The following is a 22,136-nucleotide window of genomic DNA, read 5'->3' as shown; positions in this document are numbered from 1 at the left end:
GTTAGTCCCTATCATTTTTTATCTTACATTACACATAAACCGTTTGTGCGCTCTTTACGTATTCCTTGTGAATCTGGGCGGCAATAATATTTTTTTGTATTTCCGATGTCCCCTCATAGATTGTTGCGATTCGGGCATCACGGTAATATCTTTCAATTGGATAGTCTTTAATATAGCCTAGTCCTCCATGGATTTGTACAGCCTTGTCGGCAATGCGATTATAAACTTCAGATCCAAAAAGCTTTGCCATCGCTGCCTCTTTGATTACATTCATTTTTTGATCGACCATCCAAGCAACACGGTAGGTCATTGAGCGTAATGTTTCAATATCCAATGCCATATCCGCTAAATAATGCTGGATAATTTGCTGTTCAAATATTGGTTTTCCGAACTGCACGCGTTCATGGGCATACTTGACCGACAATTCGAACAATTTTTGGCAAGATCCAAGGTTCCGAGCTGCTAATCCAGCACGACCATTAGCCAGGATTTTTAGAGCATTTACATATCCCAATCCTACTTCACCAAGTACATTTTCGACTGGTACTTCACAATCTTCAAAGAAAATTTCAGAAGAGTAGGAACCGCGCAATCCCATTTTTTCTTCGGTCTTGCCAATCACTAATCCTTTAAAATCTTTTTCAACGATAAAGGAAGTGATTCCTTTTGCCCCCTTTGTCGGATCCGTAGCGGCCATGACCGTAAATACGTCGGCAATGGGTCCATTTGTAATATAATGTTTTGACCCATTTATTATATATTTATCTCCTTTGCGAACAGCATTGGTCTTCAACGCTACTGCATTTGAACCAGCACTCGGTTCAGTTAAAGCAAATGCTCCAATTAGATTTCCAGCTGCCATTTCCAGCAAATATTTTCTCTTTTGTTCTTCAGTACCCATCTCAACGATTCCGACCGAGCCGATACCTGTATGCGCACCGATAACTGTTGTATAACCGTTATGCGTACGACCAATTTCTTCGTAAATCGCACATTTCCCTACCATATCTATCCCTAAGCCACCATATTCCTCAGGAATACTAAGACCAAATAAACCAATATCCCTGCTCATTTTCATAATATGTTCTGGAATTTTATTTTCCTTTTCAATTTGATCTGCTAGTGGATCAACAGTATTATCGACAAAATCCCTAATTGATTTTTTCATTTCTAATAATTCAGGTGAAAGGGTAAAGTTCATTATAAACACTCCTTTAATTTTACAAGTTTTGGAATTTCTTATTTTATAGCACACTATCTATCAATATGTATTCAAGTTAAAGGAACATGAATAGGTGAGCTATACAACAAGTACGAACAGTAACGAAAAGATGTTATTTAATGGAACTTTTAACTTTACTCGATAATTACACCATTTGTGAAAATTCTTATATATTAAACTAATGGTTCATATGGGAAAACATCTGCGCTTACTTCAAGTGGGGTAAAGGCTGATTGCAAAGATCCCTTGATAGAATTGATGCTATCTATTGACCAACCTTCTGAATTATAGGCGGAGCGGACTGGTCGAGGTTGAGAAAACACAATAATTTCTTTTCCTCTAACACCGAAGATTTGTCCTGATACGTCAGCCGCTTCATCTGAACTTAGGAAAGCCACTAAAGGTGCAATATGAGCTGGTGACAACTGCTGAAGCTTTTTGACTCTTTCCTTTTCCTTTTCTGTGTCTGTTGGAATAGAGCCAATAAGTCGACTCCATGCAAACGGCGCTACCGCATTGGCCGTTACATTATAGCGGGCCATGTCTAGAGCGGTAATTTTATTAAGTCCAGCAATTCCCAGTTTTGCTGCTGCATAGTTAGCTTGGCCTATGTTTCCTATTAAACCTGATGTTGAAGTAAAGTTAATAAAACGGCCACTCTTCTGTTCTTTAAAGTATGGAGCAGCAGACCTTGTCATATTAAATGAACCCTTTAGATGAACTGCGATAACGGAATCCCATTCTTCCTCACTCATTTTGAATAGCATACGATCTCTTAAAATACCGGCATTATTAATCACAATGTCCAAGCGTTTGAATTCATTTAAAGCTGTTTGCACAATATGTTCAGCGCTTTCATATTCGGCAACTGAATCATAATTTGCTATTGCTTCTCCACCTAACTCTCTTATTTCCTGTACCACTTCGTCTGCCACTTTTGAATCGTTACCCTGGCCATCAGATCCGCCACCAAGGTCATTCACTACTACCTTTGCTCCTTCTTTAGCTAAATATAAGGCGATATCCCTGCCGATTCCGCGTCCAGAACCTGTAATTATAGCGACTTTACCTTCCAATTTTTTCATAACGATCCGACCCTTCTACAAAAATTCCCATTATGACCTATACTTTCACGGGAAAACTTTCTTCATATTCAGCAAGTAGTTGTTCACGAAAATTCGGGTGAGCAATATTGATTAACGCTTTAGCCCTCTCTCTAAGTGATTTTCCAAACAAAGAGGCAACTCCAAACTCGGTTACAACGTAATCAATTTCTGACTTTAAAGAAGTTACATAGGGAGTCTTGGTCTTTATTCGGGACTGTGTTCCTTTTTTCACTGTGGAAGGAAGAGCAATGATCGCCTTTCCACCTTTTGAAAGTCTTGCTCCGCGAATGAAATCCATCTGACCTCCAACTCCGGCCATGGTGAAGTCGCCAACTTGCTCAGCATTGACTTGACCGAATATATCTACTTCCAGTGCTGAATTGACAGAATGAAAATTACTTATTTTAGATATAATCGCTGCGTTGTGTGTATAATCTGTGGGATATACTTCTATAGATTCATTAAGATGGCAAAATTTATATAGTTCTTCTGTACCCGTAATGGTTGCACATACCGTTTTGTACTGATTGACCTCCTTGTACTCATTGGTGATGACTCCCAGTTCTATTAATTCCTTTACCGGGTCTGTGATCGACCCCGAATGAATCCCTAAACCCTTTTTGGATTTAAGGGATAAAAGAATACTATCTGCTATTTTGCCAATCCCCAATTGAATGGTTGAATGATCAGGTATGAGTTCTGCAACAAATTTACCAATTGCCACTTCCTCTTCACTCGGTTCTCCAGAAGGTATGGATAGTAACGGCCGATCGGAAAGTACAAATTGGTCAATCTCTGATATATGCAGTAAGGTGTCTCCATTGGTTAATGGCATTTGGCTGTTCACTTCAGCGATGACATAGTTCGCTTTCTTTATCAATGTTTGCACAATATCTACAGATATGCCCAGGTTACAATATCCTGCTTCGTTTGGAGGTGAGACCTGGATTAGCGCCACATCTATTTTTTCCTGTTTAATCCAACGAGGTATTTCTGAAAGATTAACAGGCAGATATTCACATGCATCATTTAAAAATGCTTTTTTCAATAGGGGCGAACTTAAAAAAGTACGTATTATAAAGTGTGGATGGCAAGCTGTATCGGCATAGATGCATGGACTCCCGATCACCATGTTATACAGGAAAACATTCTTAAAACGATCCTTCTGTCGAACTAACTCCTCTACAAGTGTTTGAGGTTCATTACAGAAAGGAGCTAGAAATACTTTTTGAAAAGAGTGTATGGTTGATATCGCCTGCTTAGCGCTTGCTTGACGGGAACTATATACAGCATCCCATGTTTTATTGACCACGATTGATTCGCCTCCGCAAATTCTATATTCACTCCATCTAGTACAAGAAATACGGAAATAATCGGTAATTGTAATTAAACTTGTAAATTTTCAATAATCGAGGTAATTCCTAAGCCGCCGCCAATACAGAATGTAACCAATCCGTATTTTTCTCCACGCCTTTCCATTTCATGAAGTAATTTTGTTACCAAGACTCCACCGCTTCCCCCAATTGGGTGCCCCAAAGCAATGGCTCCTCCATTTACGTTAACTCGATCCATATTAAGTCCAAGTTCTTTTATGACGGCAAGTGATTGAGCTGCAAAGGCTTCGTTCAATTCTATAAGTCCAATGTCATTTAGCTTTAAGCCAGCTAATTGCAAAGCTTTCCGCGTTGCTGGAGCAGGACCAATTCCCATGATTTCCGGAGACACACCAGCTACAGCCTGTGCAATGATTTTCGCCTTGGGCTTTTTATCGTAACGATTGGCTGCTTCTTCAGACATCAACAATATGACGCCTGCCCCGTCGTTACGTCCACTAGTATTTCCGGCTGTTACTGTTCCGTTCTCTTTAAAAACTGCCTTTAACTGAGATAGCTTTTCCATGCTTGTTTCTCTTGGATGCTCATCGACTTTAAATTCAAACGTCCCTTTTTTCGTTTTCACTTCATAAGGAACAATTTGCTCAGTGAAAAGTCCCTCTGCAATGGCCCTTTGAGCATTTTCTTGGCTTCTTAAGGCAAATTCGTCTTGTTCAGTCCTGGAAATGGAATATTTTTCCGCTAAGTTTTCGGCTGTCATGCCCATTGTCAAATTTCCATATGTTTCGATAGGCTGTGCACGAGGCTGACTCTCCGTATTTGAATCTAGTATTTCTGCATTCCCAGCTCCAAACCCGTAACGGGCGTTTCGGAGGTAATATGGGGCTGTACTCATACTTTCAGCACCACCGGCAATGACAATATCAGATAATCCACACATGATCTGTTGGGTGCCATTATTCATTGCCTGAACACCGGATCCACATTGGCGATGAACAGTATATCCTGGAATTTCAACCGGAAGCCCCGCACGCAATAATGCTAGACGAGCTAAGTTTGGCTGATCGGTACTTTGTTTTGCCTGTCCTATAATTACTTCATCAATTTCATTTTTATTTATTTCCGTTCGAACTAAAATTTCGTCAATTACTTTCGCGGCTAAATAATCCACTTCTACGTTCTTTAAAGTTCCACCCATACGACCAACAGCTGTTCGGACGGAGTCAATGATTACTGCATTTCTCATTTTAACTCTCCTATTCTATTCTTTTCTTTATTAACGTGTAGAAAGGCTTTTCGCAAAAGGACTTATTTTGACTAATTCATTAAAATCAACACCGGTCTGACACCCCATACTCGTGACCATATCCAGTAACTCTTCTGTTGAAACATTCCCTGTTGCCCCTGGAGAATATGGGCAACCACCGAGTCCACCAACGGAACTATCAAACTTGGTTATCCCTGTTTGCATGGCGGCAACTGCATTCGCCAATGCCATTTTACGGGTATCATGAAAATGACCAACAAAGGTGGTGTCAGGATATAAGTCTCGCAATCTTGAAAAACGTTCGTACACCATTTTGGGGTCTGCTTGTCCATTCGTATCTCCTATATCAATTTCATCGGCACCGAGTTTTATAAAGCGATCACAAACATCTTTTACTTCTGCAAATGATACCGGTCCTTGAAATGGACACGAAAAAGCCATTGAGATATAGGCACGAATGAACATCCCTTCTTTTTTTGCCCGAGTAAACATGGGCTCACATTCATCTAAGGATTCGGAAGTCGTTTTATTAATATTTTTTTTATTAAATTCAGAACTCGCTCCTACAAATACAGCAATTTGCGGTACATCAGCTTCAATAGCTCTTTCCAAAGCTTTAAGGTTTGGTGTTAGGGCAATTTGGATAATACCAAGTTCTTTACAATAATGTGCAATTTCTTCAGAATCAGCCATCTGTGGTACCCATTTCGGATGTACAAAAGAAGTAGTTTCCATCCGGTGAAACCCGGCTTTCGCCAACCTTGAGATCAACTCTTTTTTCTTTGCTGTAGGAATGGCAACAGGTTCATTTTGCAGTCCATCTCGGGGTCCTACTTCTATAATTTCGATTTCCTTTGGGAAAAACATTTTCTGCCACCTCTCTTAATACGATCTCGGCATCCCAAGCACATGTTCCGATACGTAGGAAAGGATTAAATTTGTAGAAATTGGAGCAACTTGATATAGTCTAGTTTCCCGGAATTTTCGTTCTATATCATACTCCTCTGCAAAACCAAAACCGCCGTGTGTTTGAAGTGCTGCATTTGCGGCTTCCCAAGATGCGTCTGCTGCTAGAAGTTTGGACATATTTGCTTCCGCTCCGCACTTTTGACCAGAATCGAATAATTGAGCTGCCTGGAAACGCATTAGATCGGCTGCCTCAATATTTATGTGAGCCCTTGCAATGGGAAATTGGACTCCTTGATTTTGCCCGATAGGCCGATTGAACACTACTCTTTCATTAGCATAATTGGTTGCGCGCTCGATGAACCAGCGACCATCTCCGATACATTCAGCAGCGATGAGGATTCGCTCTGCATTCATTCCATCTAAAATGTATGAAAAGCCTTTCCCTTCTTCCCCAATTAGGTTTTCTACAGGAACTTCCAAATCTTCGATAAATAGCTCTGTAGTGGCATGGTTCATCATTGTACGTATAGGACGAATTGTAATGCCATTTCCTACCGCTTCCCTAAGATCGACCAGTAAAACCGAGAGGCCTTGCGTCTTCCTTTGAACTTGTTCAAGTGGGGTTGTACGGACTAATAAAATCATTAAATCTGAATACTCTGTACGTGAAATGAACACTTTTTGCCCATTGACGATATATTTATCACCTCTACGTTCTGCGAAAGTTTTTAATTTGGTCGTATCTGTTCCAGTAGTAGGTTCAGTGACTCCAAATGCTTGTAACCTTAGTGATCCGTCTGCAATTTTTGGTAAATATTTTGCTTTTTGTTCCGCATTCCCATGACGAAGGAGTGTCCCCATTGTATACATTTGGGCGTGACATGCTCCGGCATTTCCACCACAACGATTAATTTCTTCCAATATAATAGAAGCCTCTGTGATTCCTAGGCCTGAGCCACCAAACTCTTCAGGGATAAGAGCTGCTAAAAATCCATTTCTTGTAATCTCATTAACAAATTCTTCGGGATAAGCTCCTTTAGCATCTAGTTCTCTCCAATAAGAATCAGGGTATTTACTACAAACACTACGAACACTTTGTCTTAATTCCTCATGAAATTTAATATTTTCCTTCACACTTGTTCCAGTCATTTGTAATTCCTCCTAGTATGAATCGTCTTTTCATTGTTCAAATGCAGGTTTATGCTGTTCTAAGTGCCCTTTACATTTATTTACCAACAAACACGGGAGTACGTTTTTCAACAAAAGCAAGGACTCCTTCCAAACGATCTTCTGTGTTTATACAACGATTGTAATATTCTATTTCTACTTTTCTCGCTTCTTCATTTGTCATCCCGAATAATTCATCAACGGATGCTTTACAATTTTGGACCGCAAGCGGGGCGTTATTCGCAACTTTCTCGGCTAATTTGATTGCTTTTTTTCGTAGATCATCAGATTTTGTCAATATATTAAGAAGTCCAGCTCGATCAGCTTCCTCACCTGAGACCAATTTACCTGTGCACACCCATTCTTTGGCTCGATGAACATTTATTCTCTTGGAAAGTAATCTTGTTCCGCCACCACCTGGCATGATTCCTCTTGTCACTTCTGGAAGGCCAAACATAGCTGTATCAGCCGCTACAATCATGTCGCAATTTAGCACGATTTCAAAACCACCTGCTAATGCATAACCATCCACAACCGCAATAACTGGTTGCTTCATATCAGCGATGCTATTAAACATTTGTTGAAACAATTTGTGTTGGATTTTCCATTCGGTTTCTGTCATGTTATTTCGTTCTTTTAGGTCAGCCCCTGAGCAAAATGACTTTTCGTTAGAGGATGTAATCATAACGACCCTAACATCACTTTTCGCAATAGTTTGACATATCCCGAGAATTTGTTCGGCCATTTCGGAAGTAAATGCATTTCTAGCTTCCGGTCTATTCAAGACAATTTCTGCGATGGCTTCTTTTTCTCCAATGCGTTTCCATTCAACAAATGCCATATGGTTCTCCTCCTAGTTAAAACGTGAAAAGTCTTTTTATTTTTTTGAATATTCAGTCTTAATGTGATTGTCTTTTCCCTATCACTTCTTTCATTCTGAGGGTCTCTATACTTTTTGTTGAGTATTCTAATTCTGATAGAATTTCCTCTGTATGTTCTCCAAGCATTGGTGAGTGTGTATGTATTTTTCCCGGTGTTTGAGAAAATTTAATCGGAAAACCAAATTGCTTAATGACTCCAGCAACTGGGTGGTTCATTTCTGTAAACAATTGTCGTTCAATAATCTGAGGGTCAGAGAAGATTTCATCTATATCATAGACAGGTCCTACACATGTATCCTTTGTTTGCAATAATTCCAGCCATTCTTTTTGATTTTTTTGCTTGAATAGCTCTGACATTTCTTTCTTTAATTGTTCTTGAACATCTTCTGGTCCATTTTGTAGTTCAATCCACTCTGGTTTCCCTACAAGCAGACAAATTTCTTTCCAAAATTTCTCTTCAGAAGCCCCAACGGAAATGTATTTTTTATCCTTCGTTTCATACACGTCATAAAAGGCATATTGTCCGGACAGGCGAGTATTTCCTCTTTCTGGGACTAAACCTGAGGCAAAGTAGTCGGAAGCTGCAGCATATAACCATGAAACCGCACCATCTAACATGGATACATCAACATATTGCCCTTTGCCTGTCCGCTCTTTATGTAAGAGTGCCATACTGATTCCGGAAAGTGCCATTAATGCACCACCGCCGATATCTGCAATTTGCACGCCAGGGACAACCGGTTTTCCATCTTTTTGACCAATAAGGCCTAAAATCCCGCTATAACCTATATAATTGATATCGTGTCCAGGTAAATTACGATATGGTCCAGTCTGTCCATACCCTGTTAATGAACAATAAACAATGCCTTCATTGATCTTTGAGATTTCGTCATATCCAATCCCCAAACGGTCCATTACCCCTGGACGGAAACTTTCTAAAATGACATCAGCGTTTGCTGCCATTTTTTTAAATATTTCTATTCCTTCTTCAGACTTTAGATTCAACTCCATGCTCTTTTTATTTCGGTTTATCGTTAAATGCCTGGCTCCAATTCCTTTAATCGCTGGTTTTCTCCAGCGAATATAGTCACCTCGACCCGGTTCTTCGATTTTTATCACTTCTGCACCGTAATCGGCCATCATTAATGAACAATACGGTCCAGGCAGTAATCTTGATAAATCTAATACCTTGATTCCACTTAGTGCACCCAAGCTTTCCCCTCCTTCAATATCCTTTTTTGATAATATATATGAAAAATCTTTATTACCTCTTAAAAATTAGCTTCGACAGAACATTTGTCTGTATACGCTTACATTTTAGATAAAATACAGGAAGCTTTTTATGCTTACCATTCGTTCATAAAACTTTAAAAATCCTTAATTTTTTTACTTATTTCATCCGCAGCTCCTTTAATTAAGCTACCGATAGAATGCAGATCTTCTTTTTCGTACCGGGACGAAAACCCTATGACTGCAATGGACATTTCCACCTTATTTTCATGACTGAAAACTGGTGCAGCAATCCCACATAAACCTTTTATGTATTCTCCGTATGTAATGTGGTAGCCATTTTTCCTAATATGATCAATCTCTTGTTCAATCACGTGTATGTCTTCTTCAGAAAATGTTTTTAAACCTTGTTCTTCTTTTAAAAAGTTTTCCCTCGATGATTGATCTATATATGCAAGAAAACACATCCCAAATGAACCATCCGTAATTGAAAAATGTCTGCCTACTGAAACACTTACTCCAAAATCATTTGCTTCCACTTTTGCTACAATCGCTAGCTTTTGTTCACCAATTTTATTAACAAGTATCGAGGTCATCCCTGTTTCTTTCGTTAAATTTTCAAGATGCGGCATAATTATGTTTATATAATCTAAATGTTCTTTGGCTCTTTCACCTAGGACAACTAAATAAGGACCTAGCGTATACCTTTTTTTATCATCCAAATATCGAACGATTGATAGTCCTTCTAAACTTTGTAATATTCTAAAACAAGTTGCTGGACTCAACGAAAGAGCATTTGCGATTTCTGTAACCGTGCTTTCGCGAAAACGATTACGACTTAATAATTTAAGGATTTCAAAAGCATTTTCCACTGCGGGTACTGAATACTTCCGTTTTTCTTTAGGTTTTAAATTTTCCATCATGTGCACCTCTCGAGATTAATTTTATATAGTAAAAAATATTTTGTCAATGAAATAATCAAATATTCTCACAATTCATCTGTATTTTTATAGAATTGTAAAGTTGAATTATCATTGATTCAATAAATAGTAAAGACATCATTAAAATAGACTTACTGAATTTGGATCAAAAACAGTACCCCAACTAAGTCCTCAAATACAAACTAAATTGATTGCAGAGCTACCCTGAGTATTTACTATAAACGGGGCTATTTGAAGTGGCTCATACCTCTTCTAGTTGTTTAATCTGCTATGTAATTGCTGGCTGGGATATATATTTTTTTCGCAAAAAATTGCGTACTACCCCCTTCCTCCATTACAAGACAGGATAATTAAGAGACTCTATATTCTAGCTTTAAACCTATGACAATAACAAGTATGGCTAATAAACGCCAATGAATAAATGGATAGTGTAAAAATAGAATTTGTTGTTACAATATGAGGGGGGGTATAAATAGATAAATAAGTACTGGGACAAGTAACCATCCGCCTCCTATCCCACAACCTATTAGCCCTAAAGTGAATTTGTTACGAAGGTTAAAGGCCATACTTTTTTAAGAGAAAACTGCCAGCAACAATAAGCAGAAATACAAATATGTAAACAAATAATAATTGAAACAATATTGGGAGGCTCTTAACCAATAAATAAAACCGTTTAAAAAATCCAATAATTAGTCGTTTTATCTTTTTCATCATGTTAATAATATGGCTAATTAAATTGATGGTTATTCAAGTTAAAAACTTATAGCCCACAGTGCGAATGCACACGTATCGTATGATTGGTAATCCGGCATTTCATCAATACTCAAAAGGTAATCACGGATCACCAAGAAATAAAAAATACCAGAAATATAATCATCAAATAAGGTTTGAATGAAAAAGTGGCTTATAGCACATTTGCTGTTCTTACGAAACATTGAAAGGAAACATCATCCTTCGTACAAATTGAAAAAAATTAGGTTGACAAATCGATTAAAAAATATTATCTTTAATTAAAGATAAATTAATTCGAGATAATTCGTTATTTTTTTCACAACAATCTCGAATTAAAAATATCTAAATTCAATATAAAAATCCAGGAGGAATTATAAATGATTGGTATAGGTTTATTTGTTATACGTGTAGTAATTGGTTTATCGTTTGTTGGTCATGGTGCTCAAAAATTGTTCGGTTGGTTTGGCGGTCATGGCTTAAAAGGTACTGGAGGCTGGTTTGACTCGATTGGCATGAAGCCAGGAGTTACCATGGCCCTGTTTGCTGGTTTATCAGAGCTAATTGGCGGTGCGTTATTTGCTTTAGGTCTATTTACACCACTAGCAGGGATCTTAATTGCATTTACAATGCTGGTTGCAATCGTTAAAGTTCACGGTGCAAATGGATACTGGGCAACTCAAAACGGTTATGAATATAATCTTGCCATCCTTGCAGTGGCGATTGGTATAGCGATAACTGGAGCTGGCCCATACTCACTTGATGCCTTTCTATTTTAAAGAATGGAGCTTGGAATAGACTGATCCATACATTATAAAAACACGGAGTTGGATAAAACCACTCCGTGTTTTTTCTTATCTCCATTCTCATCATTTTCGCCAGACGAAAGCAACAGATTATTTAGGCTTTGCGCCTCAATTAAATTATTTTTGCACTAGACTCTAATCTTTGGCATGAATGCTTAATGTCATCCTCCAACAATGGAGTTTTATTTATTCTATGAATGTCTCTGAGTGCTTGTCCACAATTTGATACCCTTTCTTGTCAGCTTCTCTTCGAATATTTTTTATCTTTTAACATGTGTAGATAATGAATAATTTCATGTGAGATTGTATCAGTTCATTTTTTCTCCCATATCTAACCTTGAAAACTAGAATTTTTTTCATACTATCTTTTTTGAATTTTCATCTTATTTAATCTATCAGTAGAAAATTTATCTTCAGTTCATCCATATATCTATTCATAAAGGTAATACAAATTTTTTTCATTTCTTAAAAACCTAATAGCGTATTTCTTGAAGTTCCCTTTTTTAATCTGTTTATCTTGAACAAAAATTGCAGTTCTTTTTCATTATTAGCAAAAACAGACCTCTTTCATTTGGTATCTGTCTCTCACGTATTCTGTTCAATGAAATTATCGAGATAGATTTTTTTCATTGGTCATTACAAATCTGCTTAACATAGACTTCATAATTTTGATTGAAGTTATAAGTGATTTCTTAGAAGCACCATTTAAAGGTTTAAGATTCAGCGATTTTTAGACATCAATATAAGTCGTTAAGATATCTATCTATAAAAAGTAATTCATTATCTATAGGTTACAACGCATACATCTCGAGCAAACGTACTTCGATTGTGGTGTAAGGAAAATAGGGATGGACGTTGTCCCCAATATAAAATATGTTGTGTCAATAATGAAATAAAAACCAGCTGTGTGAGCGAAATTGTACGGGAGGAATTATAGCCTAGGATGGAGACTTTTTCCCTTCGGATCCTCCATAGATAATTACACCTTTTCACATTTTTCTGGTTTAATGCCATGAATAATTATGGACTAACGTATCCTACTTTCCATCATCCTGTTCCTCCTCTCCTGTTTTGGATGTTTTTACAGGACTTATGCTCAAATTACTTTGTTGGTAAATATAAGCAGAATATACAAGAAAAAAATAGGTGCTTTTTCATTCAAATTTGAAATATCACATCTCAAAACTAAAATCAAAAACCAGTAAAAGTAAGGTACAGTATTAGTGAGAATGATCAAATCTCATGATGGTTTATTTTATCTCCGGAGTGGCCCCAATGAATCAATAGATCACCTATTCTTTGAAGAAAGAAATATTCCCCCAGGGAGAGTTAAAGTACTCCTATCCGAGGGTTTTAGGAATCAGCGCATCTAGATATGTTCATAAAGTTTTCTAATGTTCAGTTGCATACGATTGAGATATAGTCTCTAGAAACAAAAAAGATTTCACTAGATTAACACATTGCTCAGTTGTTATTTATCATTTCAAAACAGAAAAATAGTACTAATTGAAGGATCAGTACTAATAAAGTAAAAGGGGGCAGAATAAATGAGGTTTTTATCAGTAATGGCCGTATTTTTATTTTCTTTTAGTTTTGCTACAGTAGGATTTTCTGAGGAAAATGGTACAGACGTTAATGATGAGAGACTCACACAAGAAGAGTTAGATTATCTTGTAAATGAAGTGGGCCATACTAAAGAAGAATCCGAGGATTTACCTGTTGAGGTTTCAAGACAATTAATTGAAGAGGAAGCTGAAGTTATTGATTCTGGAACAGAAATTATGGATATTTATATACCAGAATTTAATCAGTCAGGGCAAGTGCAAATTAGTAATTTTGCTTCTATCGCTACCACAACTTTAAAACTCGGTGGAACTGTATATAAAGTAAAAAGTGATCGATCAAAAGAAGATAAATTTTATATATACGGTAACTTTCAATGGTTAAAAACACCTTCCTATAATTTAGTTGATAAAATGACTATTGGTTTCCCTTCAAGTTCCGGACTATATTTGCCTACTAGTGGAGGGAAAGTAAAACAGCACCAACACAGATATTCTCAAGATCAACAAGGAAATGGACGTTGGATTGATTATGCAATCAAATATTCTCCAAGTAATTGGGAACCAAGTGCTGGTGTGGCTGGTTCATATGATTTAAAAGCTTCTACTAGTAAAACCAAGCATAAAGGGTATATCGGACAATACGTATATGTTCCTACATCTAAAAATGGTAAAATAAACATAAAAATAGCATATGGACATAAAAGAATTTCGGGTACACCTACAGTGTCCGTTTATCCAGCCGGTTTATCAGTTACACCAAATTCAACAACAGATACAAGGTCATATGCATTAACACTGTCTTATTGATCTGTTGTTAGAACGGGGGTACTATGAGGCAAATTATTATTAATTTTATTTTCATTTTAGTAATATCAGTAGTTTTATTTTTTATCCTTAGCTATAATGCCTCATTAGATAGTGAGTATATGCTTTCGTTTTTATTTATAATTTCTCTACAGGCATCTCTGATACTAGCCATTCTATTAAAAAGAAAATAACACAAAAGAACAACCAATAATGGTTGTTCTTTTGTGTTATTTTGCGGCCTACCTAAGATGGTCCTTCTACAGTTTGTGAAGAGAAGGGTCCACACCTTTCTTTACCAAGGCGTCCCGCTTCCTCACTAAACTTTTCAAATATATCATGCAAGCGCTATATACAAGTTCTGGTTACCCCTTATAAATTTCACTATTTAAACCACTGTAAATGAAAAGTCGTGGCTGTTAGCAGTCTTTCCCCTTATCATATTCGTAAAAGCTTGCATTAAATCATCCTGAAGCAATTATGATATACCTTTATAAATAATCTAAAAAACCCTTCATCCACATAAAAACCCCCGGATGATGAACACTTTTTGATGCGTGTCCGTTTCCCGGGGGACTCCTCCATACGATTGTTGATTTTTTTCAACTATCCAACTACGATCATTTCAATGAGCATCTTTTAATATCACTAATATATGAACGTCTACTTATTCAATCCCTGGAAACCACCCTGGAGAGTGGATGATTACTTGCCATAATGGATCTGGAATCTCAAGTTGCTGCTGGTTATCCTTGTTTATCTTTGTTATGATTTCTGATTCTCTTCCTTGTTCCACTTTTTGTACCCACTCAGGGTCGATTATGAGTTCACGGCCCAATGCGATTAATGGAACGCCAGACTGAAGTGCTGTGATCGCATCATCTGCTGTATAGATGGATCCTACACCGATGACGGGAACTTGATCTCCGACACGTTCTTTAATAATTTCTATCCGAGCTCGGTCAACCTCTGCTCCACGTCTTGCTTTCGACCAGAAATCCATTAATGAAATATGAAGATAATCCAGATCCTTTTTCGCAAGTCCATCAACTAATGCAAGTGTATCATCCATAGTGATTCCTGGTGTTTCAGGCTCTTCTGGTGAAAAGCGATATCCTACGATGAACGGATTTTTTGCATGTTCAGCCACTGCCTTTTTCACTTCGTCAACTATTGCTAAGGGAAAAGTCAGACGTTTTTCAAGGGTCCCTCCCCACTTGTCTTCACGACGGTTTGAATGAGGTGAAAAGAATTGTTGAAGCAAGTAACCATTGGCACCATGAATTTCGACACCATCAAAACCAGCTTCAATGGCTCGTCGAGTAGTTTCACCAAAATCGAGAATGATCAATTCAATTTCCTTTTCAGTCAGTGAACGTGGAACAGGTTTCCCTTCGCCTTCCGACGGGATATTGCCTGCACTTACAACATCACCATTCGGTACTAATTCCGGTGGAACCTCCCGGCCGCCATGAAATATTTGTAGAATGGCTTTTGCACCTTTTGCCTTAATGGCAGAAGCCAAACGACGTAAACTAGGAATCATTTCATCCGTATCTCCGCCAAATTCACCATGAAAACCTTTACCATTGGCCGTCACATATGTGCATGCTGTTATAACCATGCCCACCCCGTTTGACCGACGTTCATAATACTTAACTTCAGCATCAGTTACCGTCCCGTCTGGATTCGAAGAGAAATTTGTCATAGGCGCCATCACCAATCGATTTTTCACTTCCATCCCTTTTCCTAAATTAAACGATTCAAACAATGGTGTATATTTAGAATTCATTAGGTAATCCTCCATTTAAATTAAGTTTTCTGCTCTTTTACTGGTACTGATTAATATAAGTTCTTAAACTACATCACATATCACGAATGTTAAAATCAACAAAAAATCATGCATGCTTTTCAATTAATGCCGAAATTGCCTCCTTAGCCTGGAATCCAATAGCTTGATCTACCTTTTCTCCATCTTTGAAAAGAAGAAGGGCTGGAATTCCCATCACTCCATATTCGCTTGTAGTATTTGAATTTTCATCCACATTAAGCTTTACGATCTTAACCTGATCACCCATTTCATCATCAATTTCATGAAGCACTGGTGCAATCATTTTACACGGACCGCACCAAGGTGCCCAAAAATCAACTAGTACTAAACCTTCTTTTATTTCACTAGCAAAATTATCATCTGTAACATGTTTGATTGTCATGATCATTTCCTCCTTGTATTATCTGAAATTTTTATGATTTTGACTCATCATCTATTTAAATCGAGATTCCTGATTCTATTTTTCGAAGTAAAAAACTCGGATTTCTTAGCATTTATTTTTGGGTGGATTTTAATGGATTCCAATTTTCCAGATAACTCCATAAACCACGTCTCATCTTTAGAAAGTAAAGCCAAATCAATTAATGCCATAAGATGACTTTCGTTACTAACTTCTAAATCCGGAAGCTTTTCAGTCCATTTACTCGGAATCCAAATTGATTTCCCAACCGCTTTTTCATTGTCACTTTCCACTACATTCACTTTAACAATTTCACGATGATCATTTATTATTTCAATGAAACCATGGATTAGTTCCCCGTCTCTTGATCTTCCTTGTACCCAATCACCATTTTCAAGTAGATTATTTTCGGTCATATCCATTACACCCCTTATATGTTCATTTGGCTTTCACGCTATAAGTTATAGTTTATTAACTGTAAAAATTAAATATACAGTATGTGCAAAGAAAAAAATTAAATCAATATCACGGACATTGTTTAATTTTTTCCAAAAAAGTGTTTAGGGTTATATTCTCTAAATATTTCTCAAAATATAATTCAGCTTCATCAAATATTTGATCCATAACCACTTGGGTATTGGAAGAAATCACACATTGTTTCTCCGGATCACCTGTACACCACTTAGGCTTCAAGGTTCCATGTGAGACCGTAATATAGATATCAGCCAAACTTACCTCTTCAGGATTGCAGTCAAGAATATAGCCACCGCCAACACCTTCTTTAGTCTTAACGAATCCTTTATTTCGCAAGCAGCTCATCATTTTTCGAATCCTTGCCGAATTTGTACAAACGTTTTCTGCGATAGACTCACTGCTCGCCATATGATCTGGTAGATAAGCTAAATAGACCAAACTATGCACAGCTATTGTAAAATCACTATTCAATTTTTGCATCCTCCTCAAGGAGATTACTGTAATTTTAATCTTTACAGTTGATTAAGTCAACTCAAAAAACTCAACTGCTTATTCAACTTTGTTGATTACTTTTTCATTACATTGAAATTCTTCTCTGTTCACTTAGGATAGGAGTTTTCATTGACCATTGTTGCGAAAGGGTTATTGCCGCATTAGTCGCTCTTGCATTCACTTGTGATTGCTCACTAATATCCTCGGGATGATAATAACCTTTCGAGACCAAATAATCATTAATGGCCCCGTGTGTTTCTACAACAGCACTTGGGTATTCCCGTAATGCAGCCCTCATTTCAGGTGTAGTTGTTATAGTTATTGCGAATGCGTTTTTGATTATTCCTGATTTGGATTTAAAAAGTCAGTTGCAATCACCTAACAGGTCATACCGCCCATACCCGCCATATTTCACAAAAAATTCGTCTTACTTCAAAATCACTTCCTTATCTTTCGTTGTTCAAAAGGTCTTATTCATTACTTTTGATTATTTTTACAGAAAGCTCAGGAGTCAAACCTGGACATGCCGTTATCATTTTGGAGAAACAAATAAAAAATCCCTTACTTTACTTAAAAGCAAGAGATTATGTTATGTATTAAGCGTTTAAATTATTATTGGGATTTCCATCAGGATTAGACTGTTCATAACCTCCGCCTTGTTCTACTGTTAATTGAGTATCGGGATCACCATCTCCATCACGATAATAACCTGATACTTCTGTACCATCTGATCTTGTATAGTCATCAACATAACCAGGACTTACCTCATGAGTGCCAGGAATCTTATTATCTGTATCATCAAGAGTAACATCACTTTCATGAGACCCTCCATCTGTACCATCCATTATATCTACCACTCCAACAGCCAATGCACCAACTGCTACAGTAGTAATAAGCCCTGACGCCCCTTTCTTCACCATTTCCATATCGCCATCTATAGCCCCAACAACCACTTCTCCACTGTTCTTCACGGCATTTTTAGCTGTATAGTAAACTCCCTTGGCCGTTCTGCCAACTGCATCTCCCATGTTGTTTAATCCCTTATCCCGTTTATTCATATCATCTTGTACGATTCCTGAAACCGTATTAACTGCTCCGTCTGCAAATGTTCCCAAAGTATCTCCAGTAAAGGTGGAAGCCTTTTTTACTCCGTCTCCAATATCCTCAAGTAATCTTGCTCCAGTAACTTCTCCCACTAATTTAATCGGACCACCAACAACTGTTCCTGCAATAATGCCAAGACCTTTACCTAAACCGCGTAAAAAACTCATACTTTAACCCCCTGCCAAATTACCTACACATACATTATATAGATCAATTTAGCTTTTTCCTACCTTTTTTTAATTCTCTAAAATAATATATATCATCATGAGTTTTTTTCACGGCATGAGTCACTCTATTTATCCACTTTATTTGCATGAGGTGTTTCAACCATGATTCCCTTTAGTCTTGGGTAATGTTGCTTTCTTCTTGCTTCATTATTATTAATGAAATGATTCTTCCATTGTGTACCCATGCCTTCTTCATGGTTTCTCTATTGACCTTATGCTTATGGTTGTTACAGTTTTACTCCATGTTCTTTCTCTAAACTAACAAAAAACCTCTTTCTCTGTAATTTCAATCAGAGAAAGAGGTTTCGGTTTAATAAATGAAAGATAAAGCAAAAACAAGGAAAATTTATGATGAAAGATTAACTCTTCAAGGTAGTTTATGATTTGCTTATCTTATAATTGCTATCAATCAATTGATAAAACCTAGAGCCACAAGGTTATTTTGTTTGTTGTTTATTCATTGCGCTCATCATTTGATTAATTTTCTTTTGGGATGGTTTCATACCCATTTGCATCATCATCATTTTCAGCATTTGTTCGTTAATTGGCGGATTTTTCTTTAAGTAATCCATCATGTATTTACGAGCGATGAAAAATCCCAGCACTAATCCAGCAATCAATGCCAGTACGCCAACTAGAATGTAAACCCACATACTATTTCCTCCTTCGTGTTGTCTAACATCAGTGTACTAGACCAAAGGTTATTATACAATACCCGCTACTGAAAAGTCCCCCATTTAGACAAATTTTCTTTCTTTTATCGGTTTTAACCAGCCGTATTTTTCATGTTCAAAATCAATGGCTAGAAAACTCGCTTCATATTTTCGAATGCATTCAAAGAAAGCCGTCTCTGCTTCATAATCTCCTTCTGCTTTAAGTGTAATGGATTCATCCTGGATAATTAAAACGGCTTTACTTGATCCGTTTGTTTTTTCTAGATAGTATTTTCCATTTCGAGACCAAAAATTCATCTTTTTTTGCAAGCGTTGTTCAACGGCTACCTGCAATTGGAGAATGGGGACTGTCTTGGTGACAAATTCGATTTGTTTTTGCAAAATACTCTTCAATCGGCCCCTTGCTTGAATATGCTCCAAAAACAAATTGAAAAATAGCTTTTCTCTTCCATAATAATGATGGGCAAATTCATCTTCGATTAAAAAAATTTGATAGGTTCTCATCAGCCAATGCCTCCTAGCTTTCCTATTTTGGTAACCAGAACAACTTAACACCAGGACCCTTCCATTATTTTCTATCCATAATGACTTTCCCCTATAAATGACACATTTAAACGAAAATTAATTATTCTCATTATATATTGACAAACCAACAAGATATGTTGTTTGCTGGAGAAATTTTCTTCTTTTTTTGTCGAATGGAAGAATTTCCGTAGAATAGGTGCACTTTCAACACACATGAAGAAATTTCGATAAAAAAACTGACACCAAACCAGTTGGTGTCAGTTCCCTTACTTTTATTTAAGCATTTCTTTAACACGAGCAACTACATTTTCTACAGTGAAACCAAACTCTTGCATGATCTTACCGCCTGGTGCAGAGGCTCCAAAATGATTGATGGCCAAAATTTCACCCTCATCACCTGCATAACGATCCCAGCCAAACGGTGAAGCCACTTCGATGGCTAGACGTTTTTTCACTGCCGGATTAATTACACTTTGTTTATATTCTTTAGATTGAGTTTCAAATCGATCCCATGATGGCATGCTGATTACCGAAACTTCAATGCCTTCTTTTGCTAAAGCTTTCTGTGCTTCTACAGCCAAGTTCACTTCGGAACCAGTCGCAAGAAGTAATGCATCGGCTACTTCTTTCTTAGAAGCGGAGATGATGTAAGCCCCTTTGGAAACACCTTCATAAGCAGTTTCGGAAGTGCCTTTAATTGTTGGTAATCCTTGACGTGTAAGTACAAGGGCAGTTGGTTTATTTGTAGACTCCATAGCCACTTTCCAAGCTGCTGCCGTTTCATTACCATCAGCTGGACGGATAACGCCCAGGTTCGGCATTGCCCGTAATGATGCCAATTGTTCAATTGGCTCATGTGTCGGTCCGTCTTCCCCTACAGCAATGCTGTCATGAGTGAAAACATAAGTAACAGGTAAGCCCATCAATGCTGCCATTCTTATGGCAGGACGTAAGTAATCAGAGAATACGAAGAATGTTCCCCCGTACACTTTCAATCCGCCGTGAAGGGTCATCCCATTCAAAGCCGCCCCCATAGCAAACTCACGTACACCAAACCAGATGTTACGACCACTGTAATTGCCTGGTAATAGATCTGTCTCACCTTTGATAGCAGTATTATTAGACCCAGCTAAATCTGCTGAACCACCGATAAAGCTAGGAACCCTTTTGGCAATTGCGTTTAATACTTCCCCACTTGAAGCACGGGAAGCTAATGTTTTACCTTCTTCATAGACCGGAATATCCTGATCCCATTCAGCAGGCATTTCACCTTTGATTGCCAACTCCAATTGTTCAGCTAATTCAGGATGTGCTTCTTTATAATTTTTGAACAATTCATTCCAAGCTTCTTCTTTTTGAGCGCCTGCATCTACACAAGCCTCACTGAAGTGTGAATACACTTCTTCAGGAACGTAGAAATCCTCTTCGAATGTCCATTTATATGCTTCCTTAGTCAGCTTCATCTCATCTGCACCAAGCGGAGCGCCGTGTACAGCAGATTTACCTGAACGGTTTGGTGAACCGTAACCAATAACGGTTTTCACTTCTATTAATGTTGGGCGTGCATCATCAGATTTCGCTTCTTCAATCGCTTTAGCAATCTCCTGAAGATCATTCCCATCCTCAACACGGACATATTGCCAGCCATAAGATTTGAACCGGTCTGCCACGCTTTCACTAAATGATTGGCTTAAGTCGCCATCAAGGGAAATGTCATTAGAATCATATAAAACAACAAGTCTTCCAAGTTGAAGATGTCCGGCTAATGAAGCGGCTTCTGCAGAAACGCCTTCCATTAAATCTCCATCTCCACAAATGCTATATGTAAAGTGATCGACTACATTATATGAATCACGGTTATAGCTTTCAGCCAAGTGGCGTTCTGCCATTGCCATACCCACTGCCATTGCAATCCCTTGTCCAAGCGGTCCTGTCGTTGCATCTACACCAGCAGTATGTCCGTATTCAGGATGACCTGGAGTTTTGCTGCCCCATTGGCGGAAGCTTTTCAAATCATCGATAGATAAGCCATATCCTGATAAATGAAGAAGGCTGTATAACAGCATAGATCCATGACCAGCTGAAAGAACAAAGCGATCTCTATTAAACCAATCTGGATTTTTGGGGTTATGATTCATGTAATCAGTCCATAGTTTATACGCCATTGGCGCTGCACCCATTGGCATACCTGGATGACCTGAATTAGCCTTTTCAATTGCATCAATCGATAATGTACGAATCGTATTGATGGAAAGTGCATCTAATTTATCTAACATATTGTAAAACATCCCTTCCTGTAATGTACCTCTTTATATTATAGTGACCTGCACAATATCACAACTAAAATCACTATTTACTACCTCAATACTTCAATTTTTAAAAATTTTGGAAGTCCCCTATTTAGATTAAACTAAATGGGCGAATACATACATGAATGCTATCTGTTAT

20 protein-coding genes are annotated in these 22,136 nt (G+C 37.7%); 2 read left to right on the top strand and 18 right to left on the bottom strand.

Features of this window, described 5'->3' with window-relative positions:
• Positions 1 to 28 precede the first annotated feature (28 nt).
• The 9 genes from ACQKMH_RS20810 to ACQKMH_RS20770 all read right to left on the bottom strand — a co-directional run bounded on the left by ACQKMH_RS20810 (position 29) and on the right by ACQKMH_RS20770 (position 10,039).
• The gene (locus ACQKMH_RS20810; RefSeq protein WP_427589294.1) at positions 29 to 1,201 is read right to left on the bottom strand and encodes an acyl-CoA dehydrogenase family protein; all 1,173 of its coding nucleotides are present in this window, start codon (positions 1,199 to 1,201) and stop codon (positions 29 to 31) included.
• Between the two features lie 194 nt (positions 1,202 to 1,395).
• Positions 1,396 to 2,307 (bottom strand): SDR family NAD(P)-dependent oxidoreductase, encoded by a 912-nt coding sequence (locus ACQKMH_RS20805; protein ID WP_427589293.1) that lies wholly within the window; start codon positions 2,305 to 2,307, stop codon positions 1,396 to 1,398.
• A 37-nt stretch (positions 2,308 to 2,344) separates the two neighbouring features.
• Positions 2,345 to 3,640, bottom strand: a complete 1,296-nt coding sequence (locus tag ACQKMH_RS20800) for an acetyl-CoA hydrolase/transferase family protein (protein ID WP_427589292.1) — start codon at positions 3,638 to 3,640, stop codon at positions 2,345 to 2,347.
• A 74-nt stretch (positions 3,641 to 3,714) separates the two neighbouring features.
• Entirely contained in the window at positions 3,715 to 4,908 is a 1,194-nt protein-coding gene (locus tag ACQKMH_RS20795; RefSeq protein ID WP_427589291.1) for a thiolase family protein, read from the bottom strand.
• A 30-nt stretch (positions 4,909 to 4,938) separates the two neighbouring features.
• Positions 4,939 to 5,796 (bottom strand): hydroxymethylglutaryl-CoA lyase, encoded by an 858-nt coding sequence (locus tag ACQKMH_RS20790; RefSeq protein WP_427589290.1) that lies wholly within the window; start codon positions 5,794 to 5,796, stop codon positions 4,939 to 4,941.
• 15 nt (positions 5,797 to 5,811) lie between these two features.
• Positions 5,812 to 6,987: an acyl-CoA dehydrogenase family protein gene (locus ACQKMH_RS20785; RefSeq protein ID WP_427589289.1), complete on the bottom strand. Its 1,176-nt coding sequence runs from the start codon at positions 6,985 to 6,987 to the stop codon at positions 5,812 to 5,814.
• A 76-nt stretch (positions 6,988 to 7,063) separates the two neighbouring features.
• A complete protein-coding gene (locus ACQKMH_RS20780) occupies positions 7,064 to 7,846 on the bottom strand; it encodes an enoyl-CoA hydratase/isomerase family protein (RefSeq protein ID WP_427589288.1) in 783 nt (260 codons plus the stop codon).
• Between the two features lie 58 nt (positions 7,847 to 7,904).
• Positions 7,905 to 9,098, bottom strand: a complete 1,194-nt coding sequence (locus ACQKMH_RS20775; RefSeq protein WP_427589287.1) for a CaiB/BaiF CoA transferase family protein — start codon at positions 9,096 to 9,098, stop codon at positions 7,905 to 7,907.
• 155 nt (positions 9,099 to 9,253) lie between these two features.
• Positions 9,254 to 10,039, bottom strand: coding sequence for an IclR family transcriptional regulator (locus ACQKMH_RS20770; RefSeq protein ID WP_427589286.1), 786 nt, complete (start codon positions 10,037 to 10,039; stop codon positions 9,254 to 9,256).
• Between the two features lie 1,127 nt (positions 10,040 to 11,166).
• Here ACQKMH_RS20770 and ACQKMH_RS20765 point away from each other — a divergent pair.
• Complete coding sequence (locus tag ACQKMH_RS20765; protein ID WP_427589285.1) at positions 11,167 to 11,565, top strand: DoxX family protein; 399 nt, start codon at positions 11,167 to 11,169, stop codon at positions 11,563 to 11,565.
• 1,574 nt (positions 11,566 to 13,139) lie between these two features.
• On the top strand, positions 13,140 to 13,964 hold the full coding sequence (locus tag ACQKMH_RS20760) for a hypothetical protein (RefSeq protein WP_427589284.1): 825 nt from the start codon (positions 13,140 to 13,142) through the stop codon (positions 13,962 to 13,964).
• A gap of 664 nt (positions 13,965 to 14,628) precedes the next feature.
• Here the strand turns inward: ACQKMH_RS20760 and ACQKMH_RS20755 are convergent.
• The 9 genes from ACQKMH_RS20755 to tkt all read right to left on the bottom strand — a co-directional run bounded on the left by ACQKMH_RS20755 (position 14,629) and on the right by tkt (position 21,964).
• Entirely contained in the window at positions 14,629 to 15,753 is a 1,125-nt protein-coding gene (locus ACQKMH_RS20755) for an NADH-dependent flavin oxidoreductase (RefSeq protein WP_427589283.1), read from the bottom strand.
• 106 nt (positions 15,754 to 15,859) lie between these two features.
• A complete protein-coding gene (gene trxA / locus ACQKMH_RS20750; protein WP_427589282.1) occupies positions 15,860 to 16,174 on the bottom strand; it encodes a thioredoxin in 315 nt (104 codons plus the stop codon).
• A 47-nt stretch (positions 16,175 to 16,221) separates the two neighbouring features.
• A complete protein-coding gene (locus ACQKMH_RS20745; RefSeq protein WP_427589281.1) occupies positions 16,222 to 16,608 on the bottom strand; it encodes an IDEAL domain-containing protein in 387 nt (128 codons plus the stop codon).
• A 109-nt stretch (positions 16,609 to 16,717) separates the two neighbouring features.
• The gene (locus tag ACQKMH_RS20740; protein WP_427589280.1) at positions 16,718 to 17,137 is read right to left on the bottom strand and encodes an RrF2 family transcriptional regulator; all 420 of its coding nucleotides are present in this window, start codon (positions 17,135 to 17,137) and stop codon (positions 16,718 to 16,720) included.
• A gap of 106 nt (positions 17,138 to 17,243) precedes the next feature.
• Positions 17,244 to 17,456 (bottom strand): hypothetical protein, encoded by a 213-nt coding sequence (locus ACQKMH_RS20735; protein WP_427589279.1) that lies wholly within the window; start codon positions 17,454 to 17,456, stop codon positions 17,244 to 17,246.
• A 298-nt stretch (positions 17,457 to 17,754) separates the two neighbouring features.
• The gene (locus ACQKMH_RS20730) at positions 17,755 to 18,429 is read right to left on the bottom strand and encodes a hypothetical protein (RefSeq protein ID WP_427589278.1); all 675 of its coding nucleotides are present in this window, start codon (positions 18,427 to 18,429) and stop codon (positions 17,755 to 17,757) included.
• A gap of 497 nt (positions 18,430 to 18,926) precedes the next feature.
• Entirely contained in the window at positions 18,927 to 19,142 is a 216-nt protein-coding gene (locus tag ACQKMH_RS20725; protein ID WP_230159729.1) for a YneF family protein, read from the bottom strand.
• 84 nt (positions 19,143 to 19,226) lie between these two features.
• Positions 19,227 to 19,667 carry a sporulation inhibitor of replication protein SirA gene (sirA, locus tag ACQKMH_RS20720; protein ID WP_230159731.1) on the bottom strand — a complete coding sequence of 147 codons (441 nt, stop codon included), beginning with the start codon at positions 19,665 to 19,667 and terminating at the stop codon, positions 19,227 to 19,229.
• 293 nt (positions 19,668 to 19,960) lie between these two features.
• On the bottom strand, positions 19,961 to 21,964 hold the full coding sequence (tkt, locus tag ACQKMH_RS20715; RefSeq protein ID WP_427589277.1) for a transketolase: 2,004 nt from the start codon (positions 21,962 to 21,964) through the stop codon (positions 19,961 to 19,963).
• Between the last annotated feature and the right edge of the window lie 172 nt (positions 21,965 to 22,136).

Source organism: Peribacillus sp. NPDC097895, from assembly GCF_050277555.1.
Classification (GTDB): Bacteria; Bacillota; Bacilli; order Bacillales; family DSM-1321; genus Peribacillus.
This window is presented reverse-complemented; position numbering and strand designations above follow the sequence as displayed.